Below are 21,452 nucleotides of genomic sequence, written 5' to 3' on the forward strand. Positions count from 1 at the left end.
GAACCCGCCGACCGGGCACTTCCTCGCGCAGCAGTTCATAAGCGTTGACATATATTAGCGGCCACTGCAACAGTGGGCGCATGTTCGATGCAGCCAAGCACCTGGGCGCGGTCACCCGCGCCGTCGAGGACAGCACCCACGAGGGCACGCCCGTCAAGGTCGTGGTCGCCTCCCGCACCTACCCCACCGACGTCGCCGACCTCTGGTCGGCGATCACCGACCCCGAACGCATCCCGCGCTGGTTCGCCCCCGTCTCCGGCGACCTCCGGCTGGGCGGCCGCTACCAGGTCGAGGGCAACGCAGGCGGCGAGATCACCGCGTGCGACGAGCCGAAGCACTTCTCCCTCACCTGGGAGTTCGCCGGCGACACCTCGTGGGTCGACGTCCACCTCGAGGAGGCGCCCGACGGCACGACACTGACCCTCCGCCACGCGGCCGACGTGCGCGACAACGAGCACATGACGACCTACGGCCCGGGCGCGGTCGGCGTCGGCTGGGAGCTCGGGTTGATGGGTCTCGCCGAACACCTCGCGACCGGTACGACGATCCCGCACGAGGGGGTCGAGGGCTGGGGAGCTTCCGCGGAGGGGCAGTCCTTCATGAGCGGCGCGGCGACGGAGTGGGGCGAGGCCGATGCCGCCACCTCCGACGACCCGTCCGCGTCGCGCGCGGCCGCCGCCCGCACCGCCGCCTTCTACACCGGCGCCGAACCGCCCGCCTGACGTGCACGCCTTCGACGTCCTCGGCGATCCCGTACGCCGCCGCATCCTCGAGCTGCTCGCCGCAGGCGAGACCAGCGCCGGCGAGGTGGCCACCGTCGTGCGCGAGGAGTTCGGCATCAGCCAGCCGGCAGTCAGCCAGCACCTCAAGGTGCTCCGCGAGCACGGCTTCGCGACCGTCCGCCCGGAGGGCACCCGGCGGCTCTACGCCGTCGACCCGTCCGGCCTGCGCGAGGTCGACGCGTGGGTCGAGCAGTTCCGGGTGTTCTGGGAGCACCGGCTCGACGCCCTCGGCACCGAGGTCGCCCGCGGCAGGAAATCCCGAGGCGGCTCGTCCTGACCTCGTTTCCGGGTCGAGTCGGCGCATCCTGACCTCGCACCGACGTCGAGTTGGCGCATCCTGCCGACCGGAAAGCATCAGGACGAGCCGGCTCGACGAGCTGACAACACGAGGACGAGCCGACTCGACGGACTGAGGGCAGCAGGACGAGCCGACTCGGCGTCAGGTGACGCGGCGGCGGGTGTTGCCCAGGTGCAGCCGCATGGCGGCGCGGGCGGTCTCGACGTCGCCGGCGAGGACGGCGGCGGCGACGTTGTCGTGCTCGCGCTGGACCCGCTCGACGTGGGTCGCGTCGGTCATCGAGTACGCGTCGCCGAGCCGGGTACGCGGGAGCATGATCATCATCGGCCCCAGCGAGCCGAGCAGATCGACGTAGAAGCGGTTGCCGGTGGCCCGGGCGATCGCCAGGTGGAAGGCGAAGTCGGCCTCGACCGCGCCCTCGTGGCCGGCTCGCACGAACCCCTCCATCGCCGCCGAGATCGCCGAGACGTCGGAGGGATCGTGGTGCCGCGCCGCCAGCGCAGCCGCCTCGCTCTCCACGCCGATGCGGAAGTCGAGCATCGCCAGCACGTCGGCCTGGGTGCGGATCGCAGACGACTCCACGCTGAACGACGACGCCTCGGGCACCGCGAGCACGAACGACCCGCGGCCCTGCTGGGTCTCCACGAGCCCCTCCGCGCGGAGCCGGGTGACCGCCTCCCGCACGACGGTGCGCGAGACGGCGTACTCCTCGATCAGCTCCGCCTCCGAGGGCAGCTTGGCCCCCGGGGCGAGGTCGCCGGCCAGGATCTTGTCCTTGAGGCCGGCGACGACGCCCGCCGACAGGGTGCTCATGCCGAGAAGGTAGCGGTCTCCACCGTGAGCTCGCGCATGCGCTCGGTCAGCGTGAAGCCCAGGCCCGGGCGGTCCGGCACGAAGATCTGACCGTCGCGGATGTCGATGCGCTCCTCGAAGAGCGGGTTGAGCCACTCGAAGTGCTCGACCCACGGCTCCGTGGGGTACGTCGCCGCGAGGTGGAGGTGGATCTCCATCGCGTAGTGCGGGGCGAGGTCGAGGCGGTGGTGCGCAGCCAGGGTGGCGAAGCGGAGGAACGGCGTGATGCCGCCGATGCGCGGCGCGTCGGGCTGCACGATGCCGCGATAGCCGGCGTCGACGAGGCCCATGTGCTCGGCCACCGAGGTCAGCATCTCGCCGGTCGCGATGGGGGTGTCGAAGGTCTGCGACAGGTCGGCGTGGCCGACGTGGTCCCACGCGTCGAGCGGCTCCTCGATCCAGACCAGGTCGAACTGCTCGAGCTCGCGGCACATCCGGCGGGCGCGGGCGCGGTCCCACTGCTGGTTGGCGTCGACCATGAACGGGCCGTCATCGAGGTGCTCGCGCAGTACGGCGACGCGGCGCAGGTCCTCGCGCCAGTCGGGCTGGCCGACCTTGATCTTGATGCCACCGATGCCCGACTCGAGCGAGGCGGTTGCCTTCTCCTTGATCTCCTCGACCGAGGCCTGGAGGAAGCCGCCGGAGGTGTTGTAGACCCGGCACGAGTCGCGGTGCGCACCGAGCAGCTTGGCGAGCGGGAGGCCGGCGCGGCGGGCCTTGAGGTCGTAGAGCGCGACGTCGAGGGCGGCGACCGCCTGGGTGGCGACGCCCGAGCGACCGACCGAGGCACCGGCCCACATCAGCGACTCGTAGATCTTCGCGATGTCGCTGGGGTCCTGGCCGATGGCGACGTCGATGACCTCCTTGAGGTGGGCGTACTGCGCCTTGCCGCCCGCGCGCTTGGAGTAGCTGAAGCCCATGCCCTCGAAGCCCTGCTCGGTGGTGAGCTCGACGAAGAGCATGACCGTCTCGGTGAGCGGCTTCTGCCGGCCGGTGAGCACCTTGGCGTCGCTGACCGGGGTGGGCAGCGGGAGCACCACGTGGGACAGCGTCACACTGCGGATGCGGTCGCCGGTCGTGGCGGCCGCGACGGGCGGGGTCAGGGTCTGCGTCATGGGGGTTCCTCGGGTCGTCGCTAACTTGTATGATGAGTGTGCAACTCATTACACAAGTACGTCAACCCCGAGGAGGACAGCCGTGTCAGCCGACCGGGGTCACCAGCTCGCCACGCTCGAGGAAGGCGTCGACGTTGTCGAGCACGAGCCGGCCCATCGCCTCGCGGGTCTCGACGGTGGCGCTGCCGACGTGCGGGAGCAGGACGACGTCATCGCGCCGCAGCAGCGCCTCGGGCACGTGCGGCTCGTCGGCGAAGACGTCCAGCCCCGCTCCGGCGATGCGGCCCGCCTCGAGCGCCGAGACCAGCGCGTCCTCGTCCACGACGGAGCCGCGGGCCACGTTGACCAGGTAGCCCTCCGGGCCCAGCGCGTCGAGGACGGCGGCGTCCACGAGCCCGTCGGTCCCGGCACCGCCGGGCGTCAGCACGACGAGCACGTCGCTCGTCTCTGCCAGCTCGACCGGGCTGGCGTGGTAGGTCCACGCGACGTCCTTCGCACTGCGCGAGTGGTAGTGCACCTCGGCGCCGAAGACCTCCAGCCGCTCCGCCGCAGCTGTCCCGATGCGACCCAGCCCGAGCACACCGACGACCGCGCCCCGCACGTCGCGGGTGAGCGGCACCTTCTCTCCCCGGGCCCACGCACCACTGCGCACGAACCGGTCGGCCGCGGTGACGCCGCGCAGCACGTCGACGACGAGGAACGCGGCGAGGTCGGCCACCGCGTCGGTGAGCACGTCCGGGGTGTTGGACACGACGATGCCCCGCCGCTCCGCCTCGGCCACGTCGATGTTGTCGTAGCCGACGCCGAAGTTCACGATCGCCCGCAGGTCGGGCAGCGCGTCCATCTCCGCCGCCCCGGCCGGCGCCCCGCCACCGACGACGGCGACCTCGACCCCCGCGGGGTCGGCGAGGTCCTCGCGGAGCGGGGCGGCGTAGCGCTCCGAGAGCCACTCCCGCACGAAGGGCATGAGCCCGCCGAGCTGGACGACACGGACCGGGTGCTGGGTGTCGGTGCTCACCACGCCATCCTTGCCGGGCGGCGGTCGCGGCGTCCAAGACGACCTCGCTATCGCGCGATACCCGGTGCACCGACGAGCAGGAGGGGGCACCCGTGGGCCTGCTGATCGGCTTCACCACCATCCTGGTCGTCATCGCCGCCGGCGCCGCGCTCGCCCACGTCGGCGTGCTCGACCACCGCTCCCAGCGCACGCTCGGGGAGATCGCGTTCTTCGTGGCCTCGCCCGCCCTCATGGTCGTCACGATCAGCCAGGTGCACCTCGAGGCGGCGGCGGCCAACCTCGTCGCCTCGAGCGTCTCGCTCGCCGTCTGCTTCACGGCGTACGTCGTCATCGCGCGGCTGCGCTGGGGCCTGGGCACCGGGCCCCTGCTCATCGGCGCGCTGTCGTCGTCGTACGTCAACGCGGGCAACCTCGGCATCGCCATCGCGGCCTACGTCGTCGGCGACATCACGGTGGTCGTGCCGACGCTGCTCGTGCAGATGCTGCTCGTCCAGCCGGCGGCGCTCATCGTGCTCGACCGCATCACCGGACGCGGCGAGGGCGTGCGGCCCGCGGTCCGCCGCCTGGTCACCAACCCGCTCACGGTCGCCGCGGTGCTCGGGCTGGTCCTCGCCACCACCGGCTGGCAGCTGCCGGCGCCGCTGCTCTCACCGCTGGAGATGCTCGCCGGCGCGGCGATCCCGCTGATGCTGATGTCGTACGGCGCCGCGCTGAGGCTCAGCCCGCCGATCGGCCGGGCCGGCCACAACGGCGAGGTCGTCGTCGCGACCGTGCTCAAGATGGGCGTCATGCCGGTGGTCGCGTGGGCGGTGGGGGTTGCCCTCGGCCTGGACGACCGCGTGCTCCTCGGCGTGGTCATCACGGCCGCCCTCCCGACCGCCCAGAACATCTTCCTGCACGCCACCCGCTACCGCGTGGGGGAGGATGTGGCGCGGGAGACCATCCTGGTGACCACCCTCGCCTCGCTGCCCGCGGCGCTGATCGTCGCGGTGCTGCTGGGCTGACGCCCCCCACCGACCCCCGAGGAGAACCATGGACGACCTGCTCGACCGGCTGCGCGAGAGCGTCGGCGCCGACCACGTCCTGACCGACGACGCCGACGTCGCGGCGTACGTCGTCGACTGGACCGGCACCGTCGCCGGGCGCGCGCTCGCCGTGGTGCGGCCGGGCTCGACCGAGGAGGTGGCGGCCGTGGTGGCGGCCTGCGCGGGCGCGGGCGTGCCGGTGGTCCCGCAGGGCGGCAACACCGGGCTGGTCGGCGGCGGGGTTCCCGACGCGTCGGGTCGCCAGGTCGTCCTCTCGCTCGGGCGGATGCGCCGGGTGCGCGAGGTCGACCCGGTCGCGGGCACCGTCACCGTCGACGCCGGCGTCGTGCTGGCCGACGTGCAGGCGGCGGCCGAGAAGGTGGACCGACTGTTCCCCATGTCGCTGGGCTCAGAGGGCAGCTGCACGATCGGCGGCAACCTCTCCACCAACGCCGGCGGCACCGCGGTGCTTCGCTACGGCATGACCCGCGAGCTGGTGCTCGGCCTCGAAGTGGTGCTGCCCGACGGCCGGGTCTGGGACGGGCTGCGCGGGCTCCGCAAGGACAACACCGGCTACGACCTCACCCAGCTGTTCGTGGGCGCGGAGGGCACCCTCGGCGTCATCACCGGCGCGGTCCTGCGGCTCTTCCCCGCCACCCCGCGGCACGCCACCGCCTGGGTCGCCGTGCCGTCCGTCGACGCCGCGGTCTCCCTGCTCGGCCTGGCCCAGCAGCACGCCGGCGTGCACCTGTCGACGTTCGAGATCGCCAACCGCCAAGCCATCGACCTGGTCCTGAAGCACCTGCCCGGGGCGACCGATCCCCTCGGCGAGCCGAGCGACTGGTACGTCCTGGTCGAGCTCGCCGGGTCCGCCTCCGACGACGGGCTCGACGAGGTCCTGGAGTCGCTGCTCGGCGAGGCCGTCGAGTCCGACTGCGCCACCGACGCGGCGATCGCGGGCAGTCCCGCACAGCGGTCCGCCCTGTGGGGCCTGCGCGAGGGCATCTCCGAGGTGCAGAAGGTCGAGGGCGCCACGCTCAAGCACGACGTCACCCTCCCGATCGCCCGGCTCGCCGAGTGGACCGACGCCATCGGGCCGCACCTGCAGGAGGTCTGCCCGGGCGTCCGCCTGGTCACCTACGGCCACGTCGGCGACGGCAACCTCCACTACAACCTCAACGCCCCTCTGGCCGACGGCCGCAGTGACGACGACGCACTGCGGGCCGCGGGCGCCGACCTCACCACCGCCATCTACGCGTCGGTGGCCCGTGAGGCGGGGTCGATCAGCGCCGAGCACGGCCTCGGGCGCACGAAGGCGGCGGCAGCAGCGTCGTACAAGTCGGACGTCGAGGTCGACCTCATGCGCGCGGTCAAGCAGGCCCTCGACCCCGCGGGCCTGATGAACCCCGGCGTCCTCGTGCCCCCAGACTCCGGGCGCCCTCCGGGTGCACCGGCCTAGGCTTCACGACATGTTGGCACAGACCCTCGCCCGCGTCGCCCTGGGCAGCTTCATGGTGACCGCCGGCGTGCTGCACCTGACCACGCAGCGCGAGGAGTTCCGCGCGCAGGTGCCCGACTGGCTCCCCGTCGACGAGGACCTCACCGTCCTCGGGTCGGGCGTCGTGGAGGTGGCGCTGGGCGGGGCCTTCATCGCACTGCCGCAGCACCGGAGGACCATCGGGGCACTGCTTGCCGCCTTCTTCGTGGCGATCTTCCCCGGCAACATCGCGCAGTACGTCGAGGGCACCGACGCGTTCGGGCTCGACACCGACCGCGCCCGGCTCGTGCGGCTGTTCTTCCAGCCGGTGCTCGTCCTGTGGGCGCTGTGGGCCGGCGGCCTTCTCGGCCGACGCCGTACGGCACCCACCGAGGAGCAGGAGCGCGAAGAGGTCGAGACGGGCGAGTAGCGCCACGTCCGGTCGGCGCCTCGGGTTTGGGCGCCGCCACGCGGGGCAGGTAGGGGTCCGAGAGAAGGGGGACTCCATGCCCATCACCGTGCCCACCAGGAGCACCAGCAGGACATTCGTCGGCGTCGCCGGTCTGTGCGTCCTCGCACTGGCCGCCACCACGGCGCCCGTCACCACGGCCACCGCGTCGCAGGACCCGGACACCCGTCCCGTCGAGCTGCTCAGCCCGGCCGCGTCCGCCAGAGCCACGACCGAGGCCGGGGGAGGTGAGCGCTCGCGGGGCGTCGACGTCGACGCGGCCGCGCTCGACGCCGTACGCACCGGCGACCGCATCAGCCTCGAGCTGTTCGACGACACGACGGTCACCGCCGCCGTCGACCAGCGCACCGACGCGGCGGGGATCACGTCGTGGTCCGGCGGCATCATCGGCGAGAAGGGCTCCGTCACCGGCGTCGTCGTCGGGGGGGTCACCCACATCAACGTCGCCTCCGTCGAGCACGGCACCTACGAGGTGCGCAGCACGCCCGAGGGCGACTACGTCGTCGACGAGGCGGGCACCCCGCCGGGCGGCGAGGACGTCGTCCTGCCGGAGCACCCGGAGCGCCCCGGCCCCCCCGACGGGCACGACCACGGCACCGAGGCGCGCACCCAGCGCGACAGCGCCGACACCACGACCACCGGCCGTGCACCCGTCGCCGCCGCCGACGCGCCCGACACGATCGACATCGCCATCGTCTATCCCGCCGCGCTGGTGGCCCAGATGGGCCAGGACGCCATGCAGGCGCAGTTCGCGCTCGGCATCGCCCAGACCAACGAGGCCTTCGCCGCTTCCGGCGTCTTCACCCGGGTGCGCCTCGTGGGCACCCGGCAGGTCGCCGCGGCACAGTCGTCCGTCCTGGCCACCAACCTCAAGGCGCTCGGCACTCCGGGCGACGGCATGTTCGACGAGGCGCAGCAGCTGCGCGAGGAGACCCACGCCGACCTGGTGAGCCTGTGGCTGGCCGGCAGCGTGCCGGGCGGCGCGGCGTGCGGCATCGCCTACCTCGGCGGCCTCGACCCGCAGTACGACCCGGAGTACGCCGCCTGGTCGGTCGTCTACGCCGCCGCGTGCGCCACCGAGTTCCGGGCATTCGCCCACGAGGTCGGGCACAACCTCAGCGGCCACCACGACGCGGGTGCCTCGCAGCCGCCGACGGACGGCAAGCCCTACGCCCGCGGCTACGTCGACGTGGGCGCGCGGACCATCACGGTGATGTCCTACTACGACCAGTGCGTCCGCGCGCAGGTCAACTGCACCCGGATCGGCTACTTCTCCAACCCGAACGTTGCCTACAACGGTCGCGCGCAGGGCACGGCGGCCACCCAGAACGTGCAGGCGATCAACGAGCAGATCGCCACCGTCGCGGGCTACCGCCAGTCGCAGATCTACCCCGGAGCAGCCAGCATCGCCGGCCGTCCGCGCTTCAAGGGCACCGCGGAGGCGACCTCCACCCCCTGGTCCCCGGCCGTCACGCTGAGCTACCAGTGGTGGCTCGACGGCGTCGCCGTCCCCGGCGCGACCGCCAGCACGTTCAAGCTGTCGCGACGTGACATCGGCAAGACCCTGACGCTCCAGGTGTTCGGCTCCGCGCCGTTCTACCCGACCGTCGTGGCCCCCGACGCCTCCGTCGTGGTCGGCAAGGCGATGTTCCGCACGAAGCGGCCCAAGCTCCGCGGCGTGCCGCGGGCCGGTCGCGTGCTCTCGGTGAAGGTGAAGGGCTGGAAGCCCAAGCCGGCCAAGAAGAGCGTCAAGGTGCGCTACCAGTGGCTGAAGAACGGGAAGAAGATCAAGGGCGCCAAGAAGGCGACCTACCGCGTCCGCGCCAAGGACCGCGGCAAGAAGATCTCGGTCCGGGTGACGGCCAAGAAGAAGGGCTACGAGAAGGCCCGGCGGAGCTCCAAGAAGGTCAAGATCCGCCGCTGACGTCCGCCGCCGGGCGGGTCACACGGTCGGCAGCCAGTCGACCCGCCCGGCGAGCAGGGCGTAGCCCACGAACGCGCCCACGTCGAGCAGCGTGTGCGCGACGACGAACGGCATCACCCGCCCCCAGCGGCGGAACAGCCAGCCGAAGAGCAGCCCCATCGCGAGGTTGCCGACGAACCCGCCGAGCCCCTGGTAGAGGTGGTAGCTGCCGCGCAGGAGTGCTGCCAGCCCGATCGCGGCGGTGTCGCCGAAGCCGAGCTGGCGCAGCCGCACCTGCACGAAGCCGAGGACGACGAACTCCTCGAGCACCGCGTTCTGGGCGGCCGCCAGCACCAGCACGGGCACCCGCCACCACTCCCCCGGCAGGGACTGGGCCACGACCGTGAGGTTGGTGCCCAGCGCGAAGGTGGCAAGGTAGAACACCACGCCGACCGAGCCGACGCCCGCCGCGAGCCAGGCGCCCCGGCCCCAGTCCCGCCACGTGCTCCAGCCACCGTCGCGCGCCCAGACCTGCCGCAGGTTCGAGCCGGAGCGGACCAGGAGGTACGCCGCCAGCGCGACCGGCACGAGCGCGAAGCCGATCCGCAGCAGCTGGTAGGTCAGGTCGAGCCACGGCCGGTCCGGGGCGAGGGAGTTGTTGAGGTTGGCCGCCTGCGCCGACAGCGGCCCCGGCGCAGTGAGCGCCGAGACGATGCTGACGATCGAGTAGACCGCGCTCCGCCCGAGCGAGACCAGCAGCACGATCGCCAGCTCGGTCCACAGCAGCGCCTTCGCCAGGTCCGGCACGCCACCCGGGACGGGTGTGTCCCGGAGTCGCCACCACGGGCGTACGTCATCGGCGGCGGTCGTCACGGGGCCAGCATCCCCCAACCGGCTGAGCCGCCGCTGAGAGGACGCCCGCCCGCGGCTCGCGGACAGGCCCCCGGCGGCGGCCCGGCGCACCGCACGTCGACGCGGCCCTTGCCCGCCGTGCCGGTGCGTACGACGATCGGGTGGTGACCACGATCTACGAGGCCGCGGGCGGCATCGAGGTCTTCGTCCGGCTGGCCGAGGCGACGCACCAGCGCTGCCTGGCCGACCCGCTGCTCAGCCACCCGTTCTCGCACGCGGACAACCAGCCGGACCACACCGACCGGCTGGCGGCGTACTGGGCGGAGGCGCTCGGCGGCCCGCCGACCTACACCACCACGATGGGCGGCAGCGAGTCGCACGTGCAGCGCCTGCACGCGGGCGAGGGTGAGTACGCCGTCGAGGCCGGCCCCCGTTTCGTGCAGTGCGTCCTCGACTCCTTCGACGAGGCCGGCGTGCCTGCCGATCCGCGGGTGCGGCAGGCCATCGCCGCCTACGTCACGTGGGCGGCTACCGGGCCGTTCCAGGCGTGGCCGGACGCTGCGGACGACGTCCCCCAAGGCTTGCCGATGCCGCGCTGGGACTGGGACGGGCCGGCCTGACGGCCTACTTGGTGGGCGAGTCCGACACTTGGCGGCCTCCACAACGGCCGACGAGTGGTGGACTCCCCGCTCACGCGGGGAGTCCACCACTGGGAGGGGTAGTCCGCCGCCTCAGGCCAGCACGAGCCCGTCGTCACCCACGTCGACCGTGACGGCGCCGCCGTCGGTGACCTGACCGGCGATGAGCAGCCGGGCGAGCGGGTCACCGATGGCCGACTGGATGAGCCGACGCAGCGGCCGGGCGCCGTACGCCGGGTCGTAGCCGGTCTCGGCCAGCCACGCGCGGGCCGCGTCGGTCACCGAGATCGTGATCCGCCGGACCGCGAGCCGCTGCTCGAGCAGCGCGAGCTGCAGGTCGACGATGTGCGCCAGGTCGTCCTTCGACAGCGCGTCGAACATGACCACCTCGTCGAGCCGGTTGAGGAACTCGGGCTTGAAGTGCGCCCGCACCACGTTCATCACCGACATCTTCTTGGTGTCCGGCATCAGGTTCGGGTCGACCAGGAAGTTCGATCCGAGGTTGGAGGTGAGGATCAGCAGCGTGTTGCGGAAGTCGACCGTCCGACCCTGGCCGTCAGTGAGCCGGCCGTCGTCGAGCACCTGCAGCAGGATGTCGAAGACCTCCGGGTGCGCCTTCTCGACCTCGTCGAGCAGCACGACGCTGTAGGGGCGTCGCCGTACGGCCTCGGTGAGCTGGCCGCCCTCGTCGTAGCCGACGTAGCCGGGAGGGGCGCCGACGAGCCGCGAGACCGAGTGCTTCTCGCTGTACTCGCTCATGTCGATGCGCACGATCGCGCGCTCGTCATCGAAGAGGAAGTCCGCCAGCGCTTTGGCGAGCTCGGTCTTGCCCGTGCCGGTGGGGCCGAGGAAGAGGAACGACCCGGTCGGCCGGTTGGGGTCGGAGATGCCGGCGCGCGAGCGGCGTACGGCGTCGCTGACCGCGGTGACGGCCTCGCGCTGCCCGATCAGGCGCTCGCCGATGACCGACTCCATCTCGAGCAGCTTGGCGGTCTCGCCCTGGAGCATCTTGCCCGTGGGGATGCCGGTCCAGGCCTCGACGACGTCGGCGATCTGCTCGGCGCCGACCTCCTCGCCGACCAGCGGCTCGATGTCGGCGAGCTCGGCCTGCTCGACCTCGGCGATCTGCTTCTCGAGCGCCGGGATCTGGCCGTACTGGATCTCCGAGGCACCGGCGAGGTCACCCTCGCGCAGCTTCTTCTCGGCCTCGATCTTGAGCTGGTCGAGCTGGCGGCGCAGCTCGCCCTCGCCCTGCAGCTGGTCCTTCTCGCGCTCCCAGCGGGTCTCGAGCCCGCGCAGCTCCTCCTCGCGGTCGGCGAGGTCCTTGCGCAGCGCCTCGAGCCGGTCGACCGACGCGGCGTCGGTCTCCTTGGCGAGCGCGAACTCCTCCATCTTGAGCCGCTCGACCTGGCGGCGGAGCTGGTCGATCTCCTCGGGCGAGGACTCGTGCTCCATCCGCAGCCGGGACGACGCCTCGTCGATGAGGTCGATGGCCTTGTCGGGCAGCTGCCGGCCGGTGATGTAGCGGTCGGACAGCGTGGCGGCGGCGACCAGCGCGGCGTCGGTGATCCGGACGCCGTGGTGCGCCTCGTACTTCTCCTGGATGCCGCGCAGGATCTGGATGGTGTCCTCGACGCTGGGCTCGCCGACGAAGACCTGCTGGAAGCGCCGCTCGAGCGCCGGGTCCTTCTCGATGCGCTCGCGGTACTCGTCGAGCGTCGTCGCGCCGATCATGTGCAGCTCGCCGCGCGCCAGCATCGGCTTGAGCATGTTGCCGGCGTCCATGGCCGAGTCGCCGCCGGCGCCCGCCCCCACGACCGTGTGCAGCTCGTCGATGAAGGTGATGACCTGCCCGCCGGCGTCCTTGATCTCCTCGAGGACGGCCTTGAGGCGCTCCTCGAACTCGCCGCGGTACTTCGCACCCGCGACCATCGCCGCCAGGTCGAGCGCCAGCACGCGCCGCCCCTTGAGCGAGTCGGGCACGTCGCCGGCGACCACGCGCTGGGCGAGGCCCTCGACGACCGCGGTCTTGCCGACGCCGGGCTCGCCAATGAGGACCGGGTTGTTCTTCGTGCGCCGCGACAGCACCTGGATGACGCGGCGGATCTCGGCGTCCCGGCCGATCACCGGGTCGAGCCGGCCGTCCTCGGCCGCCTGGGTGAGGTCGACGCTGTACTTCTCCAGCGACTCGTACGACGCCTCGGCGCTCTCGCTGGTCACGCGCCGGTTGCCGCGGACGGCGGTGATCGCCTCCCGCAGCCCGGCCGCGGTCAGGCCGGCGTCGGTGAGCACCTTCTGCCCGCTCGACTCGACGGTCGCGGTGGCGACGAGCAGGTGGTCGGTGGCGACGTAGTCGTCCTTCATCGACGCGGCGAGGTCGATCGCCTGCGCCAGGACACGGGTCAGCGACGCGGACGCGCTGGGCTGCTGGACGGTCGAGCCGGTGGCGCGGGGCAGCTGCTGCTGCACGTTCTCGGCCTGGGCGAGCAGGGTCGCGGGATCGACGCCCGCCTTCTGCACGAGGCTGCGGGTGGCGCCGTCCTCCTGCTTGAGCAGCGCGACGAGCAGGTGGATGGGCTCGGTGGTGGTGTTGCCGCCGGTCGTCGCGGCGAGCTGGGCAGCCTCGACGACCTCGCGGCTGCGGGTGGTGAACTTCTCGGCACCGAACTGGCTCAACTCTTCCTCCGTGTGCGTGGCGTGGGGACCACTGTGGTCCCACTCCGTGCAACGCGCCAGAAGTTGAGTCGATTCCCCTCAACTTTGATCTGTCCCAAACTGGTCAATTCGCTGCGGCAGCCCAAGGCTTTACCGTCCATCTGTTTCATTCCGCGAACAAGCGGGCACTCTTGGTGTTATGGGCAAGCTGATCTTCGACAACCGGTTCGTCGGCGTCGCGTTCGTGTTGCTGCTGTTCGTCAACGCGTTCGCGATCCAGAACGGCTGGTACGCCTGAGGTCCCACCGGCCTCATGCCGTGTCCGTGACACGATCCCCGGGTGCCGACACCCGGGTTGAGCTCTGACTGCGCGCGCTGCTTCGGCCTCTGCTGCGTGCTGCTCCCCTTCTCCGCCTCGGCCGGCTTCGGCGTCGACAAGCCCGGCGGGCGCCCGTGCCTCAACCTGCTCGAGGACGACAGCTGCCGCATCCACGCCACCCTGCGCGAGGACGGCTGGCCGGGCTGCACGGTCTTCGAGTGCTTCGGTGCCGGCCAACAGGTCTCCCAGGTCACCTACGCCGGCAGGTCGTGGCGCGAGCAGGACAACCTGCCCGAGATGGCCGCCGTGCTGTCGGTCATGCGCCAGCTCCACGAGATGCTCGTCCACCTCGTCGAGGTCGCACGGCGCTCGCCCGACCCCGCCGCCGACGCGGTGCGCGCCGAGATCGAGGCCCTCACCGCGGCCGACCCCGAGACGTTGCTGGACGCCGACGTCGACGCCCTCCACGAGCGGGTCGGCGGGCTGCTCGCCGAAGCCAGCGCGCGCGTACGACGTCCCTGGCCGGGCGCGCGCGACCACACCCGCGCCGACCTCGCCGGACGGCGGCTCACCGGCGACCACCGCGGTGCCACCTTCCGCGGCGCCCTGCTCATCGCGGCCGACCTCCGGACAGCCGAGCTGCGCGACGCCGATCTCCTCGGCGCCGACCTGCGCGACGCCGACGTACGCGGGTGCGACCTGACGACGGCCCTCTTCCTCACCCAGCCGCAGGTCAACGCGGCCATCGGGGACGGGGCGACCACCCTTCCGGAGGGTTTGTCGCGCCCTGCCCGCTGGCAGACCTGAGACGACGGAATACCGCCCGGACGGGTCGCGCTGTGCCTGCCATGACCGTTCCCAGCATCCAGCTCCATGACGGCACGTCCATCCCGCAGCTCGGATTCGGCGTGTTCCAGATCGACCCCGCCGACACCGCGGAGGCGGTGACCCGGGCCCTCGAGGTCGGCTACCGCCACATCGACACGGCCGAGATGTACGGCAACGAGAAGGAGGTGGGCGAGGCGCTGCGCTCCTCCGGCCTGGCACGTGACGACGTCTACGTGACCTCCAAGCTCAACAACGGCTTCCACGAGCCCGCGGAGGCCGAACGCGCCTTCGAGAGGACCCTCGCCGACCTCGGCCTCGACCGCATCGACCTGTTCCTCATCCACTGGCCGCTGCCCACTCGCTACGACGGCGACTTCGTCTCGACCTGGCGCACGATGGCGTCGTTCGTCGAGGACGGCCGCGCCGCGTCGGTGGGTGTCTCCAACTTCCAGCCCGCCCACCTGCAGCGCATCGTCGACGAGACCGGCGTCGTGCCGGTGGTCAACCAGGTGGAGGTGCACCCCTACCTCATTAACGAGGACGTGCGGGCGGCGAACGCGAAGCACGGCATCGCGACCGAGGCGTGGTCGCCGATCGCGAAGGGCCAGGTGCTCGACGACGCGGTGATCACCGAGATCGCCGAGGCCAAGGGCCGGTCGACCGCCCAGGTCACGCTGCGCTGGCACGTCGAGCGCGGCGACATCGTCTTCCCCAAGTCGGTGAACCCCGGGCGCATGAAGGAGAACTTCGAGATCTTCGACTTCGAGCTCACCGACGACGAGGTCGCCCGCATCTCCGGCCTCGACCGAGGCGAGGACGGCCGCACCGGCCCCCACCCCGACACGTTCGACTACATCCCCGGCTGACGTCTCCAGGCACCGAAGGCCCGACCCCGCTCCGGGTCGGGCCTTCGTCGTGCGAGCACCGTGCGCATACTCAGGCGCGGCGCTGCCCGGCCGGTCCAGACTCGCCCCATGGAACCCAGCACGTGGCAGCGCCCGGGCCTTCGCGCCGCTCTCCTGTACACCGTTGCCGCCGGCCTCCTCGGCAGCCTCGCCTCCGCGGTCAGCCGCCTCGAGCTCACGCGTCGCGCGGTCCCGACCGCCCAGCTCCCCGACGGGCCGGTCATCGTGGTCGCCAACCACACGAGCTTCGCCGACGGCATCCTGCTGGCCCTGGTCGGCCGTCGCCTCGGCCGCTCGCTGCGGCTGATGGCGACCGGTGGGGTCTTCCGCTCGGGACTCGTCGGGCCGGTCGTGCGCCGCCTCGGCTTCATCCCCGTGCTCCGCGGCACCGACGCAGCCGCCGGTTCGCTCGACGCCGCGGCCACCGCACTCGAGGCCGGGGAGGCCGTCGGGCTCTTCCCCGAGGGTCGGATCACCCGCCACCCGCAGCACTGGCCCGAGCGGTCCAAGACCGGCGCCGTCCGTCTCGCGCTGCGCACCGGCGCGCCCGTCGTTCCGGTGGCACTGGTCGGCGCCCATCAGGTGGTCGGCACGACGGGCATCCTCACCCGACTGCTGCGCAACACCGTCCTCCGCCCGCGGGTGCGCGTCGCTGTCGGCGAGCCCATCGACGTACGCCGCCTGGCGGGCGTCACCGGTGACGAACCCGTCGACGACGCGACCGTGCGCCGGGTGGCCGACGAGGTGATGGCGGCGCTGGTCTCGCAGGTCGCCGAGCTGCGCGGGGAGCCGGCGCCGCACCCGACCGGCGTACCCGAGGAAGCGCTGGGCGCATGACGCGCCGGGCCGCCGAGGTCGCGGTCGCGCTTTGTGCGGTGCTCGCGCTCGCCGGGTGCGGTGACGACCAGGTCGACGCCCTCGAGGACGATCCGATCGCCTCGATGATCCCCGCCGGTGGCGAGCTCGTCACGAGTCGCGAGGAGGACGCCAGGGGCGGCGGCCTGCTCGGCAAGCCCAGCCCCGCGAAGGTGCTCAGGATCTACGCCTTCGACTCCGAGGCGGAGGCACGCCGAGCCTTGACCGAGCTGCTGGACGAGGCCGAGGACGTGGGTTGGGAGATCACCTCCGTCACGCCCGGCGACAGGGGCTTCAGCGGCACGCGCCAGCTGGCAGGCGGGACGGCCAAGCTCGACGTCGCCCTCAACAGGGACCCGGCTTTCCCGCCTGCTCCGGGCATCTTCGTGTCACTGCGGGCCCGGGGCGACTGAGCGCTCGCCCCGCCCCGCGTCAGGAGTAGCGGTGGCTCTTCTGCGGGTGACCCTGCTCGCGGGTGCAGGTGCGACCGCTCATGTTGCGGTGGCCGCAGAGCCCCTCGGCCGGCGCCGCTGCGTCGGCGGCCGGGGTCGCTCGCTTCACAGTCGACGCGAGGGGCGGCGCGACCGGGGCCTTGGGGCGGGTCGGCGCCTCGGCCCCGCGCTTCTGCGCTGCGGCGTACTTCGCCTCGCGCATCGCGCGCAGGTTGTCCATCTTGCTCATCGCTCGATCACGGTGCGAACCCTACGCAGTCCCGCCGACAACCGGCGCACTCAGCCGTCGAGCCAGGCCGCGAGGTTGGCCAGCGAGGCGTCGAGGCCCTGCTGGTGGGCGTCGACGTCGATCGAAGGCGGGACGTCCGTCGCGTCGACGGCGACGCGGGTGCCGGTGTCGCGAGCAGTGAAGGTCCAGGTCATCGTCATCCGGCCGGCCGTGTCGGGGTCCTCGGAGTCGAACTCCACGCCCCACACCACGCGCTCGGGCTCGACGAGCTCGTCGATCGCGACGCGGGAGACATCGGTGCGCTGGGTCGTCTTGCCGCCGCCCTCGGGCACCTCGTCGTAGCGCAGCGTCATCGTGAAGCCGCCGCCGGCGCGCAGGTCGGCGTCGGCGAGCTCGCCGGTCATGCCGCCCGGCGGGAGCCAGGCCGCCAACGCGTCAGGGTCGACGAAGGCGGCGTACACCTTCTCCGGCGACGCACCCACGTCCGCGACGGCCCGGTCGATGCGCGGCACGTCAGGACCGCCGACGCCAGACGACGAGGGACTGGCCGACCGCCTGGTGCAGCACGGGCAGCTTGTTGGCCGGCTGGGCGGCGGCCCGGGCGGCCAGGCCGGCGCGCAGCGCCTCGAGCTCGGCCATCAGCTCCTCGTTGCGGGCACGGAGGGCGTCGACCTGCAGCTCGAGGTCCATGATCCGCCGCACCCCCTCGATACCGATGCCGGCGCTGGTGAGGTCGGCGATCTCGCGCAGGCGCTCGATGTCGCGGTGGGAGTAGCGGCGACCGCCGCCGCCTGTTCGGCCCGGCTGGATGAGGCCCATCCGCTCGTAGGCACGCAGCGTCTGCGGGTGCAGGCCGGTCAGCTCGGCGGCGACGGAGATGACGTAGACGGCGGCGTCCGGGGACGGTGGCCGGAACATCCCACTCATCCGTCGAACAGTCCTGCGCGGAGGGGCTTGCCTGCCGTGGCGGCACGGTAGGCCTCGAGGGCCTCGCGGGCGGTCGGGTCGAGGTGGGCCGGGACTTGCACCTCGACCGTGGCGAGCAGGTCGCCCTTGCTGCCGTCGCGCTTGGTGGCGCCCTTGCCGCGCACCCGGAACGTCCGGCCGTTGGGCGTGCCCGGGGGCAGCTTGAGAGTCACCGGCGCGCCGCCGAGCGTGGGGATCTTGACCTCGGCGCCGAGGGCCGCCTCGTCGAAGGAGACGGGCACGTCGATGGTGAGGTTGTCGTCCTTGCGGCCGAACACCCGGTGCGGCGTCACCTTGACCTTGACGAACAGGTCGCCGGCCGGGCCGCCGTTGTCGCCGGGCGCACCCTTGCCCTTGAGCCGGATCCTCGCGCCGTCCTTCACCCCGGCGGGGATGCGTGCCTGGATGGTGCGCGCCGAGGTGCCGCGGCCGCTGCCGTGGCAGGTCGGGCAGGCCTCGTCGTACACGAGCTGACGGCCCGCGCAGCGCGGGCACGTCTCGTTGATCGAGAACGCGCCGCCGGTGCCGGCCACGACGAAGCCGGCGCCCTCGCACTCGGGACAGATGTGCGGTCGGGTGCCCGGCTTGCCACCGGTGCCCTGGCACGTCGGGCAGGCCGCGTCGGACGTCAGCCGCAGCGACACCGTCACGCCGTCGAGCGCGTCGGTGAAGCCGATGGTCGCCGTGCTCTCGACGTCGGCGCCCCGGCGGGGCCGGGCCTGCTGGGCACGTCCTCGCGGTGCGCCGCCGAACAGGTCGCCGAACATGTCGCCCAGCCCCCCGCCGGCGGCACCGCGGTCGCGGAGCAGGTCGTCGAGGTTGAACCCGCCGCCGCTGAAGCCACCCCCGGCGCCGCCGCCGCCGAAGCCACCGCCCATGCCGGGACCGAAGCCGCCCCGCGCCTGGAGCGAGCGGAACTCGTCGTACTTCTTGCGCTTGGCCTCGTCGCCGACCACGTCGTAGGCCTCGGCGACGGCCTTGAACGTGTCGTGCTTGGCCTCGTCACCGGGGTTGGAGTCGGGGTGGTTCGCCCGGGCCAGCTTGCGGTAGGCCTTCTTGATCTCGGCCGCGCTGGCGTCCTTCTGGACGCCGAGGACCTGGTAGAAGTCCTTGGTCGCCCAGTCGTTGCGGAAGACTTCGTTGTCAGCCACGGGTGAACCCCCTTTCCATCGGCTCGGTCATCGAACGGGTGTGCTCAGGCGTCGGCGGGGTCGACCACGAGCACCTGGGCGGCGCGGACGACGCGGTCGCCCATGCGGTAGCCGCCCTTGGCGACGTGCTTGACGGTCGTCACCTGGACCTCGGGGTCGGTGCCGAGGTGGCTCAGCGCCTCGTGGAGCGTCGGGTCGAACGCGTCGCCCGGCTCGCCGAAGCGGACCAGGCCGGCGCTCGTGACTGCGCGCTCGAGCTGGTCGGCGACGGCCTTGAAGCCGCCGTCGAGCTCACCGTGCTCCTTGGCACGGTCGATGGTGTCGAGCACCTCGACGACCGGGGTGAGCGCCTTGTAGGCCGCCGCCTCGGCCACCAGCTGCCGGTCGCGGTCGACCCGCTTGCGGTAGTTGGCGTACTCGGCGGAGAGTCGCTGGAGGTCGTTGGTCAGGTCGGCCAGCGAACCCTTCATGGCAGCGAGCTCGTCCACCTCGGTGTCGACGTCGTCGCCCGGCTCCTGGCCGGCGCGCTCCTCGGCGGTGACGGGGCCGTCGCCGGCGACGGTGTCACCGGCGACCTGCTCCTCGACCTCGGTCTCGTTGGCCATCTCGCCGGCGGCGTCACCGAAACCGGAGCCCCCCGGAGGGGGAGCCACGGTGGGCTCCCCCTCCGGCAGGTCGGTCGCCTCGGCGCCCGCGGCGGGGTCGACGGGGCGATCGGTCACTTGGACTCACCCTCGGCGGTCGCGTCCCCGTCGGTCGAGCCGTCGGTCTGCTCGTCGACGATCTCGGCGTCCACGACGTCGTCGTCCGACTCGCCGGTCGCCCCGGTGGCACCGCCCGCGGCGGCCTGGTCGGCCTCCGCAGCGGCGTACATCGCAGCACCCATCTTCTGGCTGGACTCACCGAGCTTGGTGATGCCGGCCGTGATCTCCTCGGACGAGGCGTCCTCCTTGGCGAGGGTCTCCTTGAGGGCGTCGACGTCGGCCTGGACCTCGGTCTTGACGTCGTCGGGGAGCTTGTCCGCGTTGTCGGTGAGGAACTTCTCGGTCGTGTAGACGAGCTGGTCGCCCTGGTTGCGGGCCTCGACGGCCTCGCGACGCTTGGCGTCCTCCTCGGCGTACTGCTCGGCCTCCTTGACCATGCGGTCGATCTCGTCCTTGCTGAGCGCCGAGCCACCGGAGATGGTCATCGACTGCTCGCGGCCGGACGCCTGGTCCTTCGCCGAGACGTGCACGATGCCGTTGGCGTCGATGTCGAAGGTGACCTCGATCTTCGGCACGCCGCGCGGGGCCGGCGGGAGGCCGGTCAGCTCGAAGTTGCCGAGGGGCTGGTTCTGGCTCCACATCTGGCGCTCGCCCTGGGCGACCTTGATCTCCACCGACGGCTGGTTGTCGTCGGCGGTGGTGAAGATCTCCGAGCGCTTGGTCGGAATGGTGGTGTTGCGCTCGATGAGCGTGGTCATCACGCCGCCCTTGGTCTCGATGCCGAGCGAGAGCGGGGTGACGTCGAGGAGCAGCACGTCCTTGACCTCGCCCTTGAGGACACCGGCCTGGAGGGCGGCGCCGACGGCGACTACCTCGTCGGGGTTGACGCCCTTGTTGGGCTCCTTGCCGCCGAGCAGCTCCTTGACGACCTCGGTCACGGCCGGCATGCGGGTCGAGCCGCCGACGAGGACCACGTGGTCGATGTTGGCGACGGCCACGCCGCCGTCCTTGAGGACCGACTGGAACGGCGCCTTGGTGCGCTCGAGCAGGTCGGCCGTCAGCTTCTGGAACTCGCTGCGGGTCAGCTTCTCCTCGAAGTGGAGCGGGCCACCCTCGCCGTGGGTGATGTACGGCAGGTGGATCGTGGTCTCGGAGCTCGAGGACAGCTCGATCTTCGCCTTCTCCGCGGCCTCCTGGAGGCGCTGCTTGGCGATCTTGTCGGCGCCGAGGTCGACACCGTTGTTGTCCTTGAACTTCTTGACCATCCACTCCACGACGCGGTTGTCCCAGTCGTCTCCACCGAGGTGGTTGTCACCGGAGGTCGCCTTGACCTCGACGACGCCCTCGCCGATCTCGAGCAGGGACACGTCGAACGTGCCGCCACCGAGGTCGAACACGAGGATGGTCTGGTCCTCGCCCTTGTCGAGGCCGTAGGCCAGCGCGGCAGCGGTGGGCTCGTTGACGATGCGGCTGACGTTGAGGCCCGCGATCTCGCCGGCCTCCTTGGTGGCCTGGCGCTGCGCGTCGGAGAAGTAGGCCGGGACGGTGATGACCGCGTCGGTCACCGTCTCGCCGAGGTAGGCCTCGGCGTCGCGCTTGAGCTTCTGCAGCACGAACGCGCTGATCTGCTGGGGGGTGAAGGTCTTGTCGTCGATGTCGACCTTCCAGTCCTCGCCCATGTGGCGCTTGACGGACCGGATGGTGCGGTCGACGTTGGTGACCGCCTGTCGCTTGGCGACCTCGCCGACGAGGACCTCGCCGGACTTGGTGAAGGCGACGACGGACGGAGTGGTCCGGGCGCCCTCGGCGTTGGCGATGACGGTGGGCTCGCCACCCTCAAGGACGGCGACGACGGAGTTCGTCGTGCCCAGGTCGATGCCGACCGCTCGAGCCATGGTGTTCTCCTCCTGCTGTGGGTACTGCGTGTGTGGATGACGTGAGTCTGCGTGCCATCCTGCC

22 protein-coding genes are annotated in these 21,452 nt (G+C 72.0%); 11 read left to right on the forward strand and 11 right to left on the reverse strand.

Annotated elements, in window-relative coordinates; translation table 11 throughout:
- Nucleotides 1-80 precede the first annotated feature (80 nt).
- Nucleotides 81-722 carry an SRPBCC family protein gene (locus HOO61_RS02605; RefSeq protein WP_172256645.1) on the forward strand — a complete coding sequence of 214 codons (642 nt, stop codon included), beginning with the start codon at nucleotides 81-83 and terminating at the stop codon, nucleotides 720-722.
- A 1-nt stretch (nucleotide 723) separates the two neighbouring features.
- The gene (locus tag HOO61_RS02610) at nucleotides 724-1,059 is read left to right on the forward strand and encodes a metalloregulator ArsR/SmtB family transcription factor (protein ID WP_172256647.1); all 336 of its coding nucleotides are present in this window, start codon (nucleotides 724-726) and stop codon (nucleotides 1,057-1,059) included.
- Nucleotides 1,060-1,221: 162 nt separating this feature from the next.
- Here the strand turns inward: HOO61_RS02610 and HOO61_RS02615 are convergent, their stop codons facing one another.
- From HOO61_RS02615 to HOO61_RS02625, 3 genes are all read right to left on the reverse strand, one after another.
- Nucleotides 1,222-1,893 carry a FadR/GntR family transcriptional regulator gene (locus tag HOO61_RS02615; RefSeq protein WP_172256649.1) on the reverse strand — a complete coding sequence of 224 codons (672 nt, stop codon included), beginning with the start codon at nucleotides 1,891-1,893 and terminating at the stop codon, nucleotides 1,222-1,224.
- On the reverse strand, nucleotides 1,890-3,047 hold the full coding sequence (locus HOO61_RS02620; protein ID WP_172256651.1) for a mandelate racemase/muconate lactonizing enzyme family protein: 1,158 nt from the start codon (nucleotides 3,045-3,047) through the stop codon (nucleotides 1,890-1,892). Before HOO61_RS02620 ends, HOO61_RS02615 begins: the two co-directional genes overlap by 4 nt.
- Nucleotides 3,048-3,132: 85 nt before the next feature.
- Nucleotides 3,133-4,065, reverse strand: coding sequence for a 2-hydroxyacid dehydrogenase (locus HOO61_RS02625; RefSeq protein WP_367649990.1), 933 nt, complete (start codon nucleotides 4,063-4,065; stop codon nucleotides 3,133-3,135).
- Between the two features lie 92 nt (nucleotides 4,066-4,157).
- Between HOO61_RS02625 and HOO61_RS02630 the strand changes: the two genes are divergently transcribed.
- The 4 genes from HOO61_RS02630 (at nucleotide 4,158) to HOO61_RS02645 (ending at nucleotide 8,960) form a co-directional block, all read left to right on the forward strand.
- Nucleotides 4,158-5,069: an AEC family transporter gene (locus tag HOO61_RS02630; protein WP_172256653.1), complete on the forward strand. Its 912-nt coding sequence runs from the start codon at nucleotides 4,158-4,160 to the stop codon at nucleotides 5,067-5,069.
- 28 nt (nucleotides 5,070-5,097) lie between these two features.
- Complete coding sequence (locus HOO61_RS02635; RefSeq protein WP_172256655.1) at nucleotides 5,098-6,549, forward strand: FAD-binding oxidoreductase; 1,452 nt, start codon at nucleotides 5,098-5,100, stop codon at nucleotides 6,547-6,549.
- Nucleotides 6,550-6,559: 10 nt separating this feature from the next.
- Entirely contained in the window at nucleotides 6,560-6,997 is a 438-nt protein-coding gene (locus tag HOO61_RS02640; RefSeq protein ID WP_172256658.1) for a hypothetical protein, read from the forward strand.
- Nucleotides 6,998-7,073: 76 nt separating this feature from the next.
- Entirely contained in the window at nucleotides 7,074-8,960 is a 1,887-nt protein-coding gene (locus HOO61_RS02645) for a M12 family metallo-peptidase (protein ID WP_172256660.1), read from the forward strand.
- 18 nt (nucleotides 8,961-8,978) lie between these two features.
- Here the strand turns inward: HOO61_RS02645 and HOO61_RS02650 are convergent, their stop codons facing one another.
- Nucleotides 8,979-9,812 carry a CPBP family intramembrane glutamic endopeptidase gene (locus tag HOO61_RS02650; RefSeq protein ID WP_367649991.1) on the reverse strand — a complete coding sequence of 278 codons (834 nt, stop codon included), beginning with the start codon at nucleotides 9,810-9,812 and terminating at the stop codon, nucleotides 8,979-8,981.
- A gap of 143 nt (nucleotides 9,813-9,955) precedes the next feature.
- Here HOO61_RS02650 and HOO61_RS02655 point away from each other — a divergent pair, with 143 nt between their 5' ends.
- A complete protein-coding gene (locus tag HOO61_RS02655; protein WP_216658526.1) occupies nucleotides 9,956-10,411 on the forward strand; it encodes an oxidoreductase in 456 nt (151 codons plus the stop codon).
- 111 nt (nucleotides 10,412-10,522) lie between these two features.
- Here the strand turns inward: HOO61_RS02655 and clpB are convergent, their stop codons facing one another.
- Entirely contained in the window at nucleotides 10,523-13,105 is a 2,583-nt protein-coding gene (gene clpB / locus HOO61_RS02660; protein WP_172256664.1) for an ATP-dependent chaperone ClpB, read from the reverse strand.
- A 319-nt stretch (nucleotides 13,106-13,424) separates the two neighbouring features.
- Here clpB and HOO61_RS02665 point away from each other — a divergent pair, with 319 nt between their 5' ends.
- The 4 genes from HOO61_RS02665 (at nucleotide 13,425) to HOO61_RS02680 (ending at nucleotide 16,404) form a co-directional block, all read left to right on the forward strand.
- Nucleotides 13,425-14,210: a pentapeptide repeat-containing protein gene (locus tag HOO61_RS02665; protein WP_172256666.1), complete on the forward strand. Its 786-nt coding sequence runs from the start codon at nucleotides 13,425-13,427 to the stop codon at nucleotides 14,208-14,210.
- A gap of 41 nt (nucleotides 14,211-14,251) precedes the next feature.
- Complete coding sequence (locus HOO61_RS02670) at nucleotides 14,252-15,097, forward strand: aldo/keto reductase (RefSeq protein WP_172256668.1); 846 nt, start codon at nucleotides 14,252-14,254, stop codon at nucleotides 15,095-15,097.
- Nucleotides 15,098-15,205: 108 nt separating this feature from the next.
- The gene (locus tag HOO61_RS02675) at nucleotides 15,206-15,973 is read left to right on the forward strand and encodes a 1-acyl-sn-glycerol-3-phosphate acyltransferase (protein ID WP_172256670.1); all 768 of its coding nucleotides are present in this window, start codon (nucleotides 15,206-15,208) and stop codon (nucleotides 15,971-15,973) included.
- A complete protein-coding gene (locus HOO61_RS02680) occupies nucleotides 15,970-16,404 on the forward strand; it encodes a hypothetical protein (protein ID WP_172256672.1) in 435 nt (144 codons plus the stop codon). The genes HOO61_RS02675 and HOO61_RS02680 overlap by 4 nt, the downstream gene beginning before the upstream one ends.
- A 19-nt stretch (nucleotides 16,405-16,423) precedes the next feature.
- Here HOO61_RS02680 and HOO61_RS02685 read toward each other — a convergent pair whose 3' ends face one another.
- From HOO61_RS02685 to dnaK, 6 genes are read right to left on the reverse strand one after another with little or no spacing between them, the layout of a single operon-like run.
- Nucleotides 16,424-16,672 (reverse strand): hypothetical protein, encoded by a 249-nt coding sequence (locus HOO61_RS02685; protein WP_172256674.1) that lies wholly within the window; start codon nucleotides 16,670-16,672, stop codon nucleotides 16,424-16,426.
- Between the two features lie 50 nt (nucleotides 16,673-16,722).
- A complete protein-coding gene (locus HOO61_RS02690) occupies nucleotides 16,723-17,184 on the reverse strand; it encodes an SRPBCC domain-containing protein (protein ID WP_172256676.1) in 462 nt (153 codons plus the stop codon).
- A gap of 1 nt (nucleotide 17,185) precedes the next feature.
- Nucleotides 17,186-17,599: a MerR family transcriptional regulator gene (locus HOO61_RS02695; protein ID WP_172256678.1), complete on the reverse strand. Its 414-nt coding sequence runs from the start codon at nucleotides 17,597-17,599 to the stop codon at nucleotides 17,186-17,188.
- Entirely contained in the window at nucleotides 17,596-18,789 is a 1,194-nt protein-coding gene (gene dnaJ / locus HOO61_RS02700) for a molecular chaperone DnaJ (RefSeq protein WP_172256680.1), read from the reverse strand. The genes HOO61_RS02695 and dnaJ overlap by 4 nt, the downstream gene beginning before the upstream one ends.
- Nucleotides 18,790-18,833: 44 nt before the next feature.
- A complete protein-coding gene (gene grpE, locus HOO61_RS02705) occupies nucleotides 18,834-19,511 on the reverse strand; it encodes a nucleotide exchange factor GrpE (RefSeq protein ID WP_367649992.1) in 678 nt (225 codons plus the stop codon).
- Nucleotides 19,508-21,388, reverse strand: a complete 1,881-nt coding sequence (gene dnaK, locus HOO61_RS02710) for a molecular chaperone DnaK (RefSeq protein WP_172256682.1) — start codon at nucleotides 21,386-21,388, stop codon at nucleotides 19,508-19,510. The genes grpE and dnaK overlap by 4 nt, the downstream gene beginning before the upstream one ends.
- Nucleotides 21,389-21,452: the final 64 nt, after the last annotated feature.

The organism is Nocardioides sp. zg-1230, assembly GCF_013155335.1.
Classification (GTDB): Bacteria; Actinomycetota; Actinomycetes; order Propionibacteriales; family Nocardioidaceae; genus Nocardioides.

Coding starts and splice junctions, on each gene's coding strand:
- HOO61_RS02605 (WP_172256645.1), top strand. CDS start 81: ATGTTCGATGCAGCCAAGCACCTGGGCGCGGTCACCCGCGCCGTCGAG.
- HOO61_RS02615 (WP_172256649.1), bottom strand. CDS start 1,893: ATGAGCACCCTGTCGGCGGGCGTCGTCGCCGGCCTCAAGGACAAGATC.
- HOO61_RS02620 (WP_172256651.1), bottom strand. CDS start 3,047: ATGACGCAGACCCTGACCCCGCCCGTCGCGGCCGCCACGACCGGCGAC.
- HOO61_RS02635 (WP_172256655.1), top strand. CDS start 5,098: ATGGACGACCTGCTCGACCGGCTGCGCGAGAGCGTCGGCGCCGACCAC.
- HOO61_RS02640 (WP_172256658.1), top strand. CDS start 6,560: ATGTTGGCACAGACCCTCGCCCGCGTCGCCCTGGGCAGCTTCATGGTG.
- HOO61_RS02645 (WP_172256660.1), top strand. CDS start 7,074: ATGCCCATCACCGTGCCCACCAGGAGCACCAGCAGGACATTCGTCGGC.
- HOO61_RS02670 (WP_172256668.1), top strand. CDS start 14,252: ATGACCGTTCCCAGCATCCAGCTCCATGACGGCACGTCCATCCCGCAG.
- HOO61_RS02675 (WP_172256670.1), top strand. CDS start 15,206: ATGGAACCCAGCACGTGGCAGCGCCCGGGCCTTCGCGCCGCTCTCCTG.
- HOO61_RS02680 (WP_172256672.1), top strand. CDS start 15,970: ATGACGCGCCGGGCCGCCGAGGTCGCGGTCGCGCTTTGTGCGGTGCTC.
- HOO61_RS02685 (WP_172256674.1), bottom strand. CDS start 16,672: ATGAGCAAGATGGACAACCTGCGCGCGATGCGCGAGGCGAAGTACGCC.
- HOO61_RS02695 (WP_172256678.1), bottom strand. CDS start 17,599: ATGAGTGGGATGTTCCGGCCACCGTCCCCGGACGCCGCCGTCTACGTC.
- dnaK (WP_172256682.1), bottom strand. CDS start 21,388: ATGGCTCGAGCGGTCGGCATCGACCTGGGCACGACGAACTCCGTCGTC.